Genomic DNA, 18,542 nt, shown 5'->3' with positions numbered 1-18,542 from the left:
TTGGTGTTGTTAACAGATATTGGAAATTTATTCCTTTTACGAAGGAACATAAAAAAACCGAAGCTTTTGACTTCGGTTTAAAATTAATTTACTCATCTGCCGATGGACCATACAATCCTGGTACAGGAATATTCAGCAACCTCAAATAAACAGTCAACTGCCCCCTATGATGTATAATATGATTGGTAATGATGTGGCGTATCGCTCCTCCTTTAGGCAATCGGGCGATCTCCCAATCTCCAGCTTTTAAAACCCATTCTTTTAACCAATCATCATCCGGTAATTGCGCTATTGTTTCCTTATTATCAATTAATCCCTTGGTCAAGATAACTTTAAGTTCTGATACGGAATCAATTTTCAATGGCTGAAAATCTGTTTTTAAGTCAAAGACATCCTTAGGAATGGCTTTAGAAATCCAACTGTGCAGCTCAACGATGTGAGCGGACAATTCTCTTACGCTCATCGACTTCTCATGGGGACGCCAATCAAGGTGATCATCAGTTATCCGATCTAAAATACGGCCTGTATTATTCGTTTCTCTTTCTAACTCAATTAAAAAACTTTTCTTAACATTCATAATCTTTTTTTATAAAAATGCTTTACTGATATGGGTTGAAATTAATATTCTACTCCCTCATGAAGGTCATGTAAAATCCAACGCTTATTTCTAATGTTTTTTTGTTCACTATTTAACAACTGAATAAAATCCTGGACTCCTACTTCTTCATTACCATTGGCGTGAATCAGTACAATACTCCCATCCTGAGCATGCTGCCCTTTTGCTAGCCATGCATCTGAGCCAATCGGTATCAATCCAAAACCCAATACTTCCTCCATAATTTCATGACTGGAGACAAGACCAGGAAATCTAAAGAAAACGGAAGGAACAATGCCCTTTTTAAGCATGAGCATTTCGTTGTCTAGAATTTCGGCATTAACATGAGTTCCTGCAGCCAGTAAAAAATTATGATCAAGAGGATCTTTATTTACCCGATGGTTATAGGTATGATTAATCCATGTAATCGTTAACAGTCCTTTATTTTTGAGATTGATCAGCCATTGCAGGTCGGCTTCGTGATTTAAAATCCATTTTCCAGACAATGAAATAGCAATAGGAAGTGAACTTTCTATACCTCTAAAAGCTGAAAATAAAGATTCAAAAACTACTTTGTCCAATGGTTTATGTGATGGGCACAAATCGATGGTCAGATTGATCCCCCTCTCCTTTGGAAAGGCATAGTCAATGCCAGCATCTTGAAGGGCATATTCATGATCACGAACATGTTGAAAGCTCTTAGCATAGGTAGATCCAGAAAAATGAGCAATATTTTGAATATGACTTACCTCAGTACTGTTGCAATCTGCACTTTTTATCACAGACGTCTCCAAAGTATTGGGATCAACGGTTAAAATATAATCAAGATTTTGATTACGAAAAGTCCTAATACCTATGTATGGTCGTCCTTGGTACGATACGTTTGCAAAATATACCCGATAATTGACAATATGTGGATAACCCTGTGAAAAAACGAGCTCAGGTTTAATCAACAAAAATAAAATGCTACACACCATATACTGATACGTAACGGATACACATCGACATTTCATCGGAAAAATATGATCAATAACTCCAAATACTATAACGAGATAAAGTAGTTACACGGTAAGGGCTTTTAACCGCTAAATGTGCCGCTTCCTTTGCAATTTTACTTTCTACATAACTTATTGATAAAGGTACGTAAGCGTTGGTTTGTACATTTTCATGAAATAAAGATTCATACCATACGCATGCTGCTATAAACCGACCATAATTCAAATTAAGATGGTATCCGTCCCTTGTAAAATGATCGCCTATATAAGAAGTTCTTGCATTTTGTATGGCCGTACCAACAGGTACTAAAATGGAAAAATTGCCCCAACTGTATACTTTTTCAGATGTAGATACGATAGCATGATACATCGCAGTTTGGTCACGTCCATATAAACTAAAACCGCTGTGATCAGAGTCATGCTGATAAGCCCATGTTTGATGCAAAATATACTTGGTGTCGGGGTATTTTACATGTTGCGTGACATATGCGTATAGAAGAGGTAGATCTTTCGCATAAGTATCATACTTACCCGATAGTGGGCTCGCTTGCTGAAAACTGATATAATCCCATGGCTCATCGGTAAGAGCTGTCGATATTTTTATCTTTTCCAGCACCTTTTTTTCACCGGACTCATTTATCTTGCGGTAACTGTAGGCGCTGCTATCTCCAATTGCATTTTTAACATGCAAATCCAAGGGAGCGCCTCCAATATAGAGATTTCCAATCACGATTTTTTTCCCACGCGCATTTGCCAATTCATATAGATTGTTTTCAATAGCATCTTCAGAAAAACTATTTCCAATAGCTAATATTCGTATAACCCCATCATCTAAAGCTTGGTCTTGGCTTTGCGCATATGATGAAGATGAAAAGATGAAGGAAAGAAAAAATAGAATAGAAGTAATTTGAATGCTATACATAAAATCGAATTTTTTAACAGATAATCTCTAAATTAAAAAATATCTTTCACTTTGAACAAACAAAAGAAGCTTCTCATAGAGAAGCTCCTTGATCAAGCGCTGTTTATCTTAAATTTTGTCCTTGATCCGCAGCACAGCTAAGGCGCCCAACAACATAAAAACGCCCGCTAATAAAATACCATAAACAGAATTGCTATCAAAGAAAATTTTAATCATATATCCTCCAAAAAAACCACATACGATTTGAGGAAAGGTGATAAAAAAGTTAAAAATACCCATATAAACCCCCATTTTTTTAGCGGGCAAACTATCACTTAAAATAGCATAAGGCATCGCTAAAATACTTCCCCATGCTAGACCAATGCCAATCATAGGGATAATCAGTAGATTGGGGTCCTTAATGATAAATATCGAGATCAATCCAAGACCTCCCATTATCAATGAAAAAGCATGAGTCTGTTTACGCCCGAACTTAGCTGCTATTTTGGCTAAAAACAAAGCATAAATCGCTGAAACGGCGTTATAGATCCCAAACAATACGCCTACCCAATTGGCAGCATCCATATAGAGTTTAGATTTATCACCATCTTTTAGATAAAAGATATGTTCTGCTATAGCTGGCGTAGTATATACCCACATCATAAAAAGTGCAAACCAGGAAAAGAACTGCACCAAGCCCAATTGTTTCATTGTTTTTGGCATGGTCCTAAAATCATCAACAATGGCAAATAATCCTGACCGATGTTTGGCAATCGTCTCTACTTCAAGTGCCGTATCCTCAAAAGAAGCCAATTGTTCGGGACTATATTCTTTTGTAGATAAAACAGTCCACAAGATGGATAACAACAATATGCCTGCTCCGCAATAAAAAGAATATATCACATTTGGAGGAATTACTCCCTCTGCTGCTGTACCATCAACTCCCAAGTAATGGGTGAGCACATAAGGTAACCAAGAACCAATAACTGCTCCAGAGCCGATAATAAAAGTCTGAATAGAAAAGCCTAGGCTACGTTGTGAACTCGGCAAATTGTCCGCGACCAAAGCCCGAAATGGCTCCATCGTGACATTGATCGATGCATCCATAATCGTTAGCATACCAGCACCTATTAATAAAGGTGGCAAAATAGCCGTAAATAATGCAGCATTGGGCATTAATATCAGTGCTATCGCTGTTAAAATGGCGCCAATCAAAAAATATGGCTTACGACGCCCAATTTTATTCCAAGTACGATCACTGTAATAACCTATAATTGGTTGTACAATCATCCCGGTAATGGGAGCTGCTAACCAAAAAAGCGATAAATGCTCGACATCAGCTCCAAAAGTTTGGAGAATGCGCGATGCATTGCCGTTTTGAAGAGCAAATCCTGTTTGGATACCCAAAAAGCCTATGCTCATATTGATAATCTGAACGGTTGACAGTTTTGGCTTATGCAGTTTTGAAATCATAATTTTATTACTTAGGTGGTTATGCACGTGGCTTAACAGAGATTTCCTCTCCGTTAAAAATAATATTAATTTCTTGATTAGACTTATTTATCAGTTCAAAATCATGCTGTTTTATTCTTACAAATAATTTAACTCCCCTAAACTGCACATGGAAAGCATAGCTATCCCATGTTTTAGGAATGAAAGTTTGAAAACTTAATGTATTGTTTTTCACACGCATGCCCGCAAAACCTTCTACAATAGACATCCAGGTTCCGGCCATAGATGTGATATGTAATCCATCTTCGGTATCGTTGTTATAATCATCTAGATCCAACCGAGCAGTTCTGAGATAAAACTCGTATGCCTTAGCTTCATTACCAAGTTTTGATGCTAAAATAGCATGAACACAAGGCGACAAAGAACTTTCATGAACCGTTCTGGGTTCATAAAAATCATAATTTCTTCTTATCGTATCCAGATCGTATTGATCTTCAAAAAAGTATAAACCCTGAAGTACATCTGCTTGTTTTATAAAACATGATCTTAAAATACGATCCCAACTCCACTTTTGATTAATAGGCCGCTCCTTGTCCAGTAGATCGGAAACCAATACCTGTTCTTTATCCAGATAACCGTCCTGTTGTAAAAATATGCCCTGCTCGCTATCTATCGGATAATATAAATGATCGATGATATGTTGCCATGAAACGGCTTCTTCTTCCTTGAAATTCACTTTTTCAAACAAGCTTATTTGTTTACTAGGATCACTCTCTTTTAAGGTTTCTATCGATTCCAGCGTATATTTCAAACACCAGCCCGCAACTGTATTGGTATACCAGTTGTTATTGACATTATTTTCATATTCATTCGGACCAGTGACTCCCAATATGACATATTTCTCCTTTTCAGCACTCCAATTCACACGCTGTGCCCAAAAACGACTGATCGCAATCAATACTTCAAGACCATAATTTTCAACATATGACCGATCACCCGTATAGCGCTGATAATTATAGATGGCAAAAGCAATTGCGCCATTACGGTGGATCTCTTCAAAAGTAATCTCCCATTCATTATGACACTCTTCTCCATTCATCGTGACCATAGGATATAAAGCAGCGCCATTTGAAAAACCAAAGTTTCTCTGCATTCTCAATGGCCTTATCCAGATGTTGATAGCGATAAAGTAATAAATTGCGAGCGACATCAGCAGGCTGCGTGGCAAGATAAAAAGGAACACAGTAAGCCTCCGTATCCCAATACGTCACACCGCCATATTTTTCTCCGGTAAATCCTTTTGGACCAATATTAAGTCTAGAGTCTTCGCCGGTATACGTTTGATATAATTGAAAGATATTAAATCGGATCGCTTGCTGTGAGGCAACATCTGCAGTGATTTCAATATCACTTTCATTCCAGAAATTTCCCCAAGCTAAAGCTTGTTTAGTTTTCAGCTCATCAAATGATAAAGCTGAAACCTGTTCTATATTTGCTCGTCCAGCGGCGACCAATTCAGCTTCATTATGATTTTGAGAAGTAACCATTGAAACACGTTTTTCGATGGAAAATACATCTTCAGGTGTTAACGAAATTGCTATAGTTTCAGAAACATATGCCCCATCTGTTGATTGTTTGGGCGCTAGGGTTTCAGTATTTAAGATAAAGCTATTGACCAAATCAGCCCGTACTATGAAATCGGTCTTCTTCGTTTTCATAGTCACATTTAACTGAGAATCTAATGCACCACTTGAAATGAAATTCCAAAAATGCTCATCATAGTTACTGTCCCTATTGACAACATCTCCTTCCAAGTAGGACGCTACCTGTAAAGAAGCCTCCCCATTCAACACTTGAATGGTATATTTTAAAGAAGCGGTTTCGGATTGAAATAGATGAAATATCCTTGTACTTTTCACACGAATCTCCACACCATTTTGAAGTTTGACATCAAAAGATCGCATTAACAATCCGTGCTTCATGTCTAACTTCCGTTGAAAACGCTGTACTTTACATGTTGCAAGATCCAAGATCTCGCCATTCACGTGGATATGAAGACCGATCCAGTTAATGGAGTTAATAATCTTTGCAAAATATTCGGGATAACCATTTTTCCACCAGCCTACACGAGTTTTGTCAGGATAGTAAACTCCTGCTAAATATGATCCAGACAATGATTTGCCACTATAATCTTCTTCAAAATTTGCTCTTTGTCCCATTCTACCATTTCCGATAGAAAATAAACTCTCCGAGACTTCATTATACGCAGGGTGAAACCCCTCTTCTATGATATTCCACTCATCGTGGACGATATAATTCTTCATTGCAAAATCAACTAATTAATTTAAAACTTTCTCCAAACTGTTGATGGACAAATCTGTTCCATTCAAATTGGAACCGATGCCAATCACACCCATCCCTGCTGCCCTAGCAGCATCTACACCTGCCTGCGCATCTTCAAATACCAGACATGATTCAGGAAGCAATTGTAGGTCTCTTGCAGCTTTTAAGAAAACCTCTGGATGTGGCTTAGAAAGACTGACACTATTACCATCTATAAGAACATCAAAAAAGGAAATCATACCCGTTTTCTCCAAGATAAGCGGTGCATTCTTGCTGGCAGATCCTAATGCTATGCGATAATCATTTTGCTTTAACCAATGCAGCAATTCCATTGATCCTGGTAAAACTTCATCTGCTCGCATCTCTCGAACTAATTCCAAATACCAGCGATTTTTACGTTCTGCCATGTCTATTTTTTCACGATAAGCAGCATCGACGCCAGCCCATTTTAAAATTTTTTCCAGCGAAGCGATCCGACTTACGCCCTTTAATTGTTCATTTTCAATCTCTGTAAAGTCAAATCCCAATTCATGGGCAAGCCTTTTCCAAGCTTGAAAATGGAATACCGCAGTATCAACCAAAACACCGTCGAGATCAAAAATTACTCCTTTTACACGCTTCAAAAGATCCAATGCACTTTTCATTTTTCTATTTTTTTAATTCAAACACGACCGTTTGATGAGGTTTTAATGTGATTTCTAGTGGTATATCTTGCTCTACCCCTTTTAAGATATTGTTCATTCGTGTTGCACCTCTCAGACTCTCTCTAAATCGAGCTAAAGGCAACTTGACTTCCTTATCATTGCAATTCATAAAAATGGAGACAACTTGAGTTTCATTAGACCTGAAATACGCATATACGTTATGCTCAGGTACATAATGCTGAGTAGCTCCATACTGCAATACGGCATTATTCTTACGATAATTCGCTAACTTTTTAATATGATCGAACAGTTCATTTTCTGCATCAGATCGGCCTGAAGCATTAAATTTATTAACAGTATCCCCCACAAATCCACCTTTAAAATCTTCCCGAAGCAATCCATCTGGCTTATTGAAATTCTTCATCAATACTTCTGCACCATAATACATCTGTGGTATACCACGAGATGTCAGCAACCAAGAGAATGCAGATTTGTACTTCTCTATGTCCTCTCCAACCACAGAGAAAAAACGATCCTTATCATGATTATCCAAGAAAATCACATTAGCTAATGGATTAGGATATTGATAATCCGATCCTAAGGTTGCGTACAATCTATTGGCACCATCTTTTTCATTATTCAAAGCCTCTCCAATAGCATAATTCATTTGAAAATCAGTGACACCATCAAGCTTCGTATCGATCGATTGTCCCACACGCTGACCACCTAAAAAATAAGCTTGGTTAGGTACGGATTGTACCCATGTTTCACCAAAGAATGAAAACTGAGGATATTCCTTTTGAATAGCTGTTGTCCATTTTGCCATAAAAGCCAAATCATTGTATGGATAGGTGTCTATTCGAAACCCATCGATACCCGCATATTCAATCCACCAAATATGGCTCTGCAAAATGTACTTTTGAACATATTCATTTTCTTGATTCATGTCGGGCATAGTCTCTACAAACCATCCTTTTTCCATTCGGTCTCGATCTGCAACAGCAGCATAGGGATCGAAAATAGTCTGATCCTTATAAGTGGTTTGTGTAAAACTTGGCCACTCATGCAGCCATTCTTTAAAAGGTTTGTCGATTACAGTCCAGTGGTAAAGTCCAACATGATTCGGAACGACATCATGAACCAATTTCATTTTTCGTTTATGCAATTCCTCACCAAGTTTACGATAGGTCTCATTGGTTCCCAATCTTGGATCAATCTGATAATTTTCGGTATTTGCATATCCATGATAAGAAGCCTGAGGCATATCATTGGTCAATACAGGTGTCAACCAAACAGAAGTAACCCCTAGATCGGCCAAATAATCCAAATGCTGAATAACACCATCGATGTCACCGCCATGACGGGCATACATCGAATCACGGTTGACTTGCATCTCCCGCAAACCTTTTACCTCATCATTTTCTTTGTTCCCATTTGCAAAGCGATCCGGCATGATTAAGTAAATCAGATCTTCCGCCTGGACACCTTGAGCTTTCACGATAGAAGCATCTCTATTTTTTAACTCATAATCATATCGTCCTACTAACCTATTATTTTCATAAAATTCAATCGGATACAAACCCGCAGTAGCACCAGACTCAACGACCAGATCTAGAAATAAATAATTAGCATTTTCAACCAGATTAGTTTTGATCAAGGTTAAGCCTTTCTTCTGGATTTTAACCTTGCTCTTTCCAATATTTTTACCATAAATAATCAACTGTAAATCAGAAGATTTCATACCGACCCACCAATGCAAAGGTTCGACTCTTTGAATAGAAAAATCACCTTGAGCAAAGGCATAAGAAAGCTGAAGTAGTATAAAAACACTACTTAACAATAGACGTATCATCATTCAATAAAAGTTTATAGAAATGGGGAGCCATATGCTCCCCATAGTATTAGTTTTTAGAAATTTTTGCTGAATAGCCCGAAGCTGTTCGTGACAGTTCAATATCATATTTGCCAGCTGTAGCAATAGCTATATTGGCACCATCTTGTTGCAAAGAAGAGAGTTCCCCACCGATATTAATGATCCAATCATCATTCATTCGGAATTTCAATTCACCGACAGTTAGGTTTACGGTCAATTTCCATGTATAGATGCCTTTACTCCCCACAAACTTCATGTCGGTATCACTATCCCAACCATTTGGGGTTGCACTACCAATAACACCCCATGTTGATTTTAACAATTCATAGGTTTTAGCTTCGGCATCCATTCGGATTCTATAAAAATCATCCGATGCAACCGTAATATTACCCGCATCAGCACTTTGTAATAAAGTACCATCAGATGTTCCTTTTCCAAATGCATCTGTCCAATCCACATTAGTCGGTAAAAATTTGAATCCAGAACCATCGACAGTGACATACTCATAGACTTCAAACTTTGATTTACTGTCCTTATCGTATAGCGTCATCGGAATCGAAAGTGTTGGCTCCCATCCTGAAGCAATAGACCCCCCAACAACAAACATTTGCGGATTACTTTCTGTAAAAGTAATTGGTTTTGTTTTTTCGATGACTTGACCCTCCGAAGTATATGAAATCTTCAATAGGGCATCACCGATCCAAGATACTTGATTGGGAATATCAAATTCTTTTGAAACAATAAAGGTGTTCGGATCAACAGTAATATTTTCAGTCATTAAAGCTTCACCGGCCGCTACCGGCACAATCGAGAATGTAAAATCCGTAACCTGATTAGCGATAAAACCAACTTTCAACTTTTTACCGACTTGAATGGTCGAAACCGTATTTTCATTGATCGACACGATTGGCACATCAGTACCGTGTTCTACTTTTTTACAAGAGTATAAAAGAGAAGAAGTACCCATAACTAAAACTAATAGCAATCGAAATATAGTAGACATTTTCATAATTTCTATTCATTTAAAAATTAATAACCAGGATTTTGATCCAATTTATTATTATTGGCTCTTGCTCTTGCTGGAATAGGAAACAGTCGTTTATAAGTTTCGCCAGGATTAGCGGGTTTAAACAACTGAGCATCTTCCCATCTTCCAAACCGAATCATATCTGTTCTTCTAGTCAATTCAAAAGTAAACTCCAAGGCACGTTCTTTATAAATAGCATCCAAAGTCAATGTACTAGCCGTAAAATGTTTCTCCGGATTAACTGGGAAAGCACGTTTGCGAACTTGATTGGCCGCATCGACAGCTTGAGCAACACTTGCTGCTGTAGCTCCTCTCAAAACAGCTTCCGCTTTCATCAGCAGCACATCTGCAAGACGAAATACCACCACATCATTGCCTGCATTATTACTAATTTGGTTCTTATCTGGATAATATTTGATACAACGTGCTCCTGCCAATCTACCTACATCGTCTGCTCCGCCAATATCAAAATCAGAACCCGGTAATAAGGTATACGCATAGGGATCTAACACCACATTCAATCCATTATAATTCAACGGTTGTCCAGTAGAGTTATATTGTTGGCCATATAGCCATTGCTTTTTACGATTATCAGCTTGATCAAACAAATCAAAATATGCAGGTTGTGCACTCCATCCATTCCAAGGATTTATACTCAACTCAAAGGTTTGGCGATGAGCATAATGTAGTACACGGTTAAATAAAGTGTTTCCTGTCGCGCGAGAAGCATCATAAGGAATAGAAAAAATCGGTTCAGGATTTGATGCTCCATTATCGGGTTTAAACTGTGTCAGAAAATCATTTTCCAAAGCATACTTGCCAGAATTAATAACAGCATTGCTATGTTCCACCACCTTATTCCAATTAGCAGTACCACTATAAACCTGCGCATTTAAATACAGTTTTGCTAATAAGGTATGTGCAAACCATTTGGTCGGTCGACCATAAGTCGCTTCCGTCTTTTCTTCACTCAAGTTGGCCAAGTTTTCTTCTAGGTCCTGTACAATAAATTGGTAAACTTCTGCCCGAGGTTTAGTCGCTGGCAATTCTGTACCAGTATCAAAACTGGTTACTAAAGGAATATTTCCATAAGCATCCATCATCAAGAAATAATACCAGGCACGCATGGCTTTTATTTCAGAAACAGTCTGTGCCTTTGTACTCGATTCTGGAGATTGTTCCAAAATACTGAGTACACGATTACAAGTACCAATAGCATTAAAACCCCAATCCCAATTATTTTGAACAACTTCATGCGATGCTGACCAAGTGTGATAGTGCATATCACGCCATTTACCACCGTCAAACCAATCCCCACCCCTTGTTGGGATAATCACTTCGTCCGAACCCGCTGTCTGCAGACTAAAGTAATTGTCAAAATATCCTCTTGCGCTTGTATATACAGGACCTGTTACAGCAATAAATTGTTCTGGAGTTTTAGGAAATGTATCTTCTGTATATGCTGAATACATCTTATCGTCAAATTTGGTACAAGATTGTCCTGCTACCAATAGTCCGGCAAATAAGAATAAATTAATTTTATTGAATCTCTTTTTCATAACTAACTGTGATTAAAAGTTAAAAAGCTAATTTTACACCTAACAAGAACGATCTTGTTTTTGGATAATAATTTCTATTATCAACGCCAGGCGCTAAACCACTTAAACTTACCTCAGGATCTACACCCGAATATTTGGTTATCGTGAACAGATTTTGTCCTGACACATACAATCGTGCATTTTTAAAATATTTAGATTCCTTCACATTAAACGAATAACCCAATGTGGCGTTATCTAATCTTAAGAATGAACCATCTTCGATAAATCTGCTAGAAGCAATTAATGGTGTTTCAAATATGCCTTCTTCAACTGCATCTTTAGAGATATTGGTCACATTAGCCTGTTGTAGACGGCTTAGATCAGCACGTGTAGCATTAAAAATTTGATTGCCATACATACCACGTAAGAAGAAGTTCAAATCCCAGTTTTTATATTGAAAACTATTATTCCAACCATAGGTAAATTTAGGAAGTGCGTGTCCCATCACCATATAATCATCAGGTGCCGAAATCTGATCTTGTGTTACAAGTTCACCCGATGGTTTTTGATAAATTGTTTTCTTGGCAGTTGCATCATAACCGATGTAATTAGCCACATAAAATGTTCCCAAAGCCTGACCTGGTAAAACAATTGCTGCCGTTTGACCTGTCCAGCCATCAAGACCAATACTTCCTTCATAACGCTCTGATACACCAATATTTTCAATATTAGAAGATAATGATCCAACCTTATTCACATTACGGGCAAAGTTGACTGTTGTATTGTATGAAAAATTACTATTGCGATAAACCATCGCATTTAAAGTGATCTCCACACCTTTATTGCTCATACTTGCTCCATTAGCCAATAAACGATTGAACTGATAAGGTGGCGATGGTACATCATACTCATACAATAAGTCTTTCGTTTCTTTATTGTAATACTCAATGCTACCACCCAAACGACCTCTCCAGAGTTCAAAATCCAATCCTGCATTAAACATGGATGTACTTTCCCATTTTAAATCCGGATTTTCATTTTGGTTCACACCATAAGCATTCATCCAATTACCGTTATAGAGAAATTGACCATTTTGAGGACCGAAAATAATAATCTGACGATATGGATCTATATTCTGATTTCCCGAGATACCGTACCCAGCACGTAACTTTAATTCGCTGAATAAATCTTGGTCTTGCATAAAGCTTTCTCTGCTAATTCTCCAAGCTCCAGAAACCGAAGGAAATGTCGCCCATCTATTATTCTTTCCAAATTTTGATGAACCATCACGGCGTACAGAAGCACTTAATAAGTATTTTTCATCATAATTGTATCCCACACGACCATAAACTGAAATCAATAAAGACTCCAAAATATATGGATAGGTACTATAAGGATTATAACCATCTGGCAATGTGCCTAAATTTAGATTGTTACCCCCTAGATCGTCAGACATAAATCCTACAGAAGAAGCAACAACTCCATCATTATTTTTTGTTTTCTGATAAGAATAACCAGCCATCGCATCGAAAGAATGAAGATTCTTGGTCACATTGTAATTAACATAAGATTCGAAAATTTTATCGATATTTTTCAGATTTGAACGCTCCGCAAAACCCCTGCCCAATGCTTTCGAATCAAAGTCAGTCCGATGCATATAATATTTCTTATCAAATTGATTTTGCTGATAAGAGATGACATTAGTCCAGGTCAATCCCTTGAAAATAGTAAGGTCAGCTTTCAAACTGGCGAGTAAAGTGTTGTTATTTCGTTCTTCATCACGCTGGTTCAACATCGCTACCGGATTGAAATAATTTGTTCTTCCTGGTACCTGAAAATACCCGTCATAAGCGGCGTAAGCGGCATCATCTGAACGTACTGGTGAAGTTGGTAGATAACGAGCTGCTCCATTAAAAATGCCGTAGTCCACATGGTTAGATTTGTTCATGCTATTAGCAACATTAAGCGCTAGTTTTAAGCGATCATCAAATGCATTTTGATCGATACCAACACGAGCAACCACTCTTTCCAGATCGCTTCTTTTCACAATACCTTGATTATTAAAATAATTAACAGAAGCATTGTATCGTGTACCTTCAGAACCTCCTGTTAGCGATAAATTGTGATTATGAGAAACTCCCGTGCGTGTTATCTCATCCTGCCAATCGGTATCAAACCCCGTCTCAGAAGCAGCGACTGTTAATCCATTGTCTGCTACAAATTGCTTATGCTCAGCAGCACTTAGCACATTCACACGATTTGCAACACGTTCAATAGCAGCATATCCACTATAAGCCAAAACAGGTTTACCGGCCTTACCCCGTTTTGTCGTCACGAAAATAACGCCATTTGCGGCACGTGATCCATAAATTGCAGTGGAAGAAGCATCCTTCATCACATCCATCGATACAATATCATCCGGTGCTACCAATTCAATATTAGCACCTACAACTCCATCGATGACATACAAGGGAGCAGAACTCGCAGTCAATGAAGATGGGCCACGCAGTTGAATTGTTGATGCTGCCGTAGGATCTCCACCCGATCTATTCACTGTTAAACCTGCTACTTTACCGGCCAATAACTGATCCGGAGAACTGACCACACCTGTATTAAATTCTTTAGGACCTACACTAGAGATAGAACCTGTAATTTGTTTTTTCTTGGCCACACCGTAACCAATCACAACAACTTCTTCTAAATCACTTGTGCTCGAACTCAATGTAAAATTCAAGACATTTGCACCGCTAACAATCTGAATGGGTAAATCCATGGAATTATAACCAATCATGTTGACAGTGACAGTCGTCTTACCTAAAGGTACTTGACTAATCTTATACTCCCCGTTTTGATTTGTTGCTGTCGAAATTGGACTTCCTTTGATGATAATAGTTGCTCCAAGCAGTACTTCCCCTTTATTATCTACCACCTTACCTGAAAGTGAAGAGTTTTGAGAAAAAGCATTCACCCAAAGCATCATCAAAAGACCAAAGGTCATTACAGCTCGTAATGTAAATTTGCTCATAATGTAATTGATTTTTATTGTTTAGTTTATTAATTTAGTTTTACTTAAAAGATAATAATTACCAGGCTTAATTATAATATGATCATTTTGAACCCAATTTAGATTTGATTGAGCCATATTATCATACCAATTCCCCGCTAAGCCTGCTGTTATTTGAAATTGTCTATTCATGGTATCAAAATTTCCGACAACAAATATGGTCTGATGACCATCAGTCATCAGATAATATTTTAATCCCTCTTGCAGTGAAGACGATAATAATCTTGCTTTTCTAAAAATTGGATTTGCTCTTTTCAACTGGATCAATTTTGCATAATGATCAAATAACCGTTTACGTGAGACATTTGCTAAATAATCCCATTTCAGTGGTTTTTCACCTGTCCGACCATTTTCATCAATCGATACATCATAACCAAACTCACCAAATTGCCAGATCATTTTAGGTCCAGGACTAGCTAGCAAAAATGTTGCAGCCACTTGGGTTCGCTCTAATGCCGTTGTAAGATCCTTTACAGAATAGGATCCATCCACATAACCATATTGCGCATTCTTAAACTGAATACGTTCCTCATCATGTGATTCCATATAAGTCACCATATTAGGTGTTTGAAAACCATGAGATTCAGCAAATAATCTACTTAGATCCGATTTTGAACCATTATTATAGCCCATTGTTGCTTCATTAAAAGTTCCATTTAAATTATTCCACAACAACATCCCCTCCGCAGCCAGTTCTTGCTCCTCTTGATCAGAACCAAAATGTTCCAATATGACGTAGCAACTTGGATCAAGAGTTTTAAGATAATCATGATAATTTTTCCAAATCAAAACCCGACTAGCATCATAGGCAGACCAAGAGCCGACGTTACTATCTGAAGTACCCGTATTTTGCTGTGTAAATCCCTTTGATAAATCAAAACGAAAACCATCAATCTTAAATTCTTGGATCCAATATTTCAAGACATCCTTCACAAACGTCTGTGTATAGGAACTTTCATGATTAAAATCATACCCCACATTAAAAGGATGGGTCGGCGTCCTATTAAACCAGATATTATTTGAATTTGATATTTGCCCTTGAAAATACAGCTGAGCCAATGGTGATTGTCCAAAAGCATGATTAAGCACCACATCTAGGATTACCGCGATACCTGCCTGATGAAGATGATCTACGAGACTCTTCAGTTCATCCGCACGACCATAATACTTATCCAATGCCAAATGATAAGAAGGATTGTAACCCCAACTTGAATTCCCCTCACTTTCCTGAACAGGCATCAATTCGACAGCATTAATACCCAGTCGTTTCAAATAAGGAATTGAATCGCGAATAGCATTAAAATTATGTGGTTTTGAAAAATCACGCGTGAGCAACTCATAGATGACTAGATCATAAGGATTTGGTTTATTAAAATGCTCTACTTTCCAAGGATACTCCGCACGATTCAATTCTAATATACTGACCTGACCTGTCGTCTGCTGTATTGGATATGACGGTAAGTCAGCAATTGAACTTCCTAGACTACTGTCATATAGGGGATCTAAAACCAGATTGCTGTATGGATCAGCTATTCTTAATTGACCGTCAATTAAGAATTGATAAGCATACTTTTTTGAAAAATCGAGATCATTTAAGGTCAACCACCACGTATTTCCATCAGGTGTCTGTTTCAATACGTAGGTTGATTCCGGTTGAAAATTATTAAAACTGCCTAATAAAAATATAGTTGATTTACCTGGAGCTGTTACAGCAAAACTCACTGTCTTTTTTTGCTTGTCGATCGTTACACCATTCTTATTGATCCCAGCTGGTAATGCTGCAATTTCAGCTTTATCATTAACAAATACCTGTAATTGTCTTACGAATTTCTTTCCATTGACTTCAATACGAGCAGTTATCAGATGCAAACCTACAGTAGCAAATTTACATTTAAATGTATGATGCAATGCACCATTTATACTTTCTTGCTCAACCTCATCAATACTCATAGAAAGTTTACCCGCTACTGTGGACAACACCTCAATAGCGAGCTCTTCATTTATTAAATAAGCATCTTTTTCCGCTTTTAACAAATATGTAGGTTGCGTGTAAGGTTTTAAAAATCGAATATTCGTTTCACCTTTTGTGGCTATGTCAACATACATATCCGAACCATCCTTATTTCTTTGAACTTTAGTCCCATCAGCATTTCGTAGCAATAACGCGATTTTAATAACCTGACTACTGCTAATTCCTTTAAAGACCTGACTCGGATTGATCGTAATGCTATACCTACCATCTGTTTGACGAGTCAGTTTATAGGCATCTTCATTTTTTGACCAATCTGTTGCAACTTCCTTCCAATCATGCTGATCTTTACTATTGGATGTGATAAGACCGATATGTAGATACAGCGGACCATCAGTGGAGACCAATGCGCTATTACCCTTATTGACATCAAAAAAGAAAGTAATTGATTCATCCCAATAATTAAATAGTTTATTGGTTGTTAGTAAGCCGACCTCACTTGGAGCTATTCCTTCATCTACGACTATAGCACTAGGATTATTTTTTTTACATCCAAAAAAAATAATCGATATACTGAAAAATACATAAATAAAGTAATGTTTCATAACTCCTTATAATTGGTACACTTAAAAATGGGAACGTTCCCAATACTTGGTATAAAAAGATAGCCTATTCGAAAAATATACTATAAATTAAAAGCAAAAATCCCTTTACAATTGGTAATCTTATATTGGGAACGTTCCCAATATTTATCTAAGATAGAAAGCTAAAGAGTTAAATCCAAACTTTTTAGTGATTTTTTTTACTAGATTTTTGAAAAATTAATGAAGACTCAAGATAAGTGACTTCTTGGTTAGAGAAGATAATCGGTTTAGCAATCAATTGGCAAAGATATTCTGTCGCCATCTTACCCATTTCATAAGCTGGCTGTTTCACGACACTTAATGCTGGTTCTAACAGATCCGCAATATCTAAACAAGAAAAACAGATCAATTTCAATTCTGAAGGAATACATATTCCTTCGTTTTTGGCCACACGCATAGCCGAAATGGCCAAGCGTTCCACCGATGCAAATAGTCCATCAGGTTGCTGTATACGATACAGATTTTTGATGTCTTCCATATTACCATCAGACTCATTAACGGTATCCAGAATCAAGTTTTTATCAAAAGGAATTTGATATTTTTCTAAGGCAGCTCGATATCCTGCCAGACGTACTTTTCCAATGGAAACATTTTGATTAATCACTAAATAGGCTATACGTTTACAATCATTTTCGATTAAATGAGACGTCGCCGCAAAACTAGCTTCAAAATCATTACCTGTTACATAAGATGTATTGACATCATCGTAAGTTCTATCGAAAAACACAATGGGGATATTGTTATCTTTTAAAACTTGAAGATGACTATGATCATGACCTTCACCCGAAGCAGACATAATGACCCCATCCACACGACCATTGATTAGCGATCTGATTATTAATGCTTCCTTATCTACCCGATGATCCGTCACATAAATTAAAGTATGATAATTTTTAGATCGAGCTACCAGTTCAATACCTTTAATCGCTTGGCTAAAAAATTTATTACCAAATTCAGGAATAATGATCGCAATCGTATTGCTTTTATTAGCTCTTAGGTTGCTGGCATACATATTGGGTGAAAATCCCAATTCATCCGCCATTTTTAAAATACGTTCTTTTGTATTGGGGTTAATATCATTACCATCCCGAAAAGCTCGTGATACCGTTGACTTGGATAAACCTAAACGTTCTGCTAATTCTATAATCGTTATTTGTGACATCAGTGCTGAAATAAAAGCATTTCAAATATATAATAAATTTAGGAGTTTAAGTTAGCATATATAAGAAGAATCGATATAATAACAATTAATCGAAAAAGTTTAGCGCACAAAAAAGCCCCTGCTGCTTAGCAAGGGCTTCTGTATAAAAAAAGGCACCGACCTACTCTCCCACCTGTTACGGCAATACCATCGGCTCTGGCGGGCTTGACTGCTCTGTTCGGAATGGGAAGAGGTAGACACCGCCGATATAGGCACCTAAAATGTTTTTATTAGTCATAAAAATGAAATATACAATATCCCATCCAACACACTAATCTATAGACAATTGAAAGAAA

The 18,542-nt window shown here is 37.3% G+C and carries 13 protein-coding genes and 1 rRNA gene; all 14 read right to left on the bottom strand.

The window, feature by feature from the left end:
- Positions 1-88: 88 nt before the first annotated feature.
- The 14 genes from AC06G9_RS03665 to rrf all read right to left on the bottom strand — a co-directional run bounded on the left by AC06G9_RS03665 (position 89) and on the right by rrf (position 18,466).
- Positions 89-577: a DinB family protein gene (locus AC06G9_RS03665; protein ID WP_248754736.1), complete on the bottom strand. Its 489-nt coding sequence runs from the start codon at positions 575-577 to the stop codon at positions 89-91.
- A 41-nt stretch (positions 578-618) separates the two neighbouring features.
- Entirely contained in the window at positions 619-1,551 is a 933-nt protein-coding gene (locus AC06G9_RS03660) for a polysaccharide deacetylase family protein (RefSeq protein ID WP_260946870.1), read from the bottom strand.
- 70 nt (positions 1,552-1,621) lie between these two features.
- Entirely contained in the window at positions 1,622-2,512 is an 891-nt protein-coding gene (locus AC06G9_RS03655; protein ID WP_052627528.1) for a DUF4886 domain-containing protein, read from the bottom strand.
- Between the two features lie 108 nt (positions 2,513-2,620).
- Entirely contained in the window at positions 2,621-3,964 is a 1,344-nt protein-coding gene (locus AC06G9_RS03650; RefSeq protein ID WP_045753318.1) for an MFS transporter, read from the bottom strand.
- Between the two features lie 19 nt (positions 3,965-3,983).
- Positions 3,984-5,096 carry a glycosyl hydrolase family 65 domain-containing protein gene (locus tag AC06G9_RS03645; protein ID WP_480957532.1) on the bottom strand — a complete coding sequence of 371 codons (1,113 nt, stop codon included), beginning with the start codon at positions 5,094-5,096 and terminating at the stop codon, positions 3,984-3,986.
- A complete protein-coding gene (locus AC06G9_RS03640; RefSeq protein WP_480957531.1) occupies positions 5,020-6,267 on the bottom strand; it encodes a hypothetical protein in 1,248 nt (415 codons plus the stop codon). Before AC06G9_RS03640 ends, AC06G9_RS03645 begins: the two co-directional genes overlap by 77 nt.
- A 15-nt stretch (positions 6,268-6,282) precedes the next feature.
- The gene (gene pgmB / locus AC06G9_RS03635; RefSeq protein WP_480957530.1) at positions 6,283-6,930 is read right to left on the bottom strand and encodes a beta-phosphoglucomutase; all 648 of its coding nucleotides are present in this window, start codon (positions 6,928-6,930) and stop codon (positions 6,283-6,285) included.
- 4 nt (positions 6,931-6,934) lie between these two features.
- Positions 6,935-8,785 (bottom strand): glycoside hydrolase family 13 protein, encoded by a 1,851-nt coding sequence (locus tag AC06G9_RS03630; RefSeq protein ID WP_480957529.1) that lies wholly within the window; start codon positions 8,783-8,785, stop codon positions 6,935-6,937.
- Positions 8,786-8,831: 46 nt separating this feature from the next.
- Positions 8,832-9,806: a cadherin repeat domain-containing protein gene (locus AC06G9_RS03625; RefSeq protein ID WP_248754741.1), complete on the bottom strand. Its 975-nt coding sequence runs from the start codon at positions 9,804-9,806 to the stop codon at positions 8,832-8,834.
- A gap of 26 nt (positions 9,807-9,832) precedes the next feature.
- A complete protein-coding gene (locus AC06G9_RS03620; RefSeq protein ID WP_045753315.1) occupies positions 9,833-11,389 on the bottom strand; it encodes a RagB/SusD family nutrient uptake outer membrane protein in 1,557 nt (518 codons plus the stop codon).
- A 19-nt stretch (positions 11,390-11,408) separates the two neighbouring features.
- Positions 11,409-14,393, bottom strand: coding sequence for a SusC/RagA family TonB-linked outer membrane protein (locus AC06G9_RS03615; protein WP_052627526.1), 2,985 nt, complete (start codon positions 14,391-14,393; stop codon positions 11,409-11,411).
- A 21-nt stretch (positions 14,394-14,414) separates the two neighbouring features.
- Positions 14,415-17,006 (bottom strand): alpha-amylase family glycosyl hydrolase, encoded by a 2,592-nt coding sequence (locus AC06G9_RS03610; RefSeq protein WP_480957528.1) that lies wholly within the window; start codon positions 17,004-17,006, stop codon positions 14,415-14,417.
- 184 nt (positions 17,007-17,190) lie between these two features.
- Positions 17,191-18,207 (bottom strand): LacI family DNA-binding transcriptional regulator, encoded by a 1,017-nt coding sequence (locus AC06G9_RS03605; protein WP_248754744.1) that lies wholly within the window; start codon positions 18,205-18,207, stop codon positions 17,191-17,193.
- A 147-nt stretch (positions 18,208-18,354) separates the two neighbouring features.
- Positions 18,355-18,466 (bottom strand): 5S ribosomal RNA (rrf, locus tag AC06G9_RS03600).
- Positions 18,467-18,542: the final 76 nt, after the last annotated feature.

Source organism: Sphingobacterium sp. MAE (assembly GCF_056711605.1).
The sequence above is the reverse complement of the archived record's forward strand: the minus strand, read 5'-3'. Positions and strand labels throughout refer to the sequence as shown.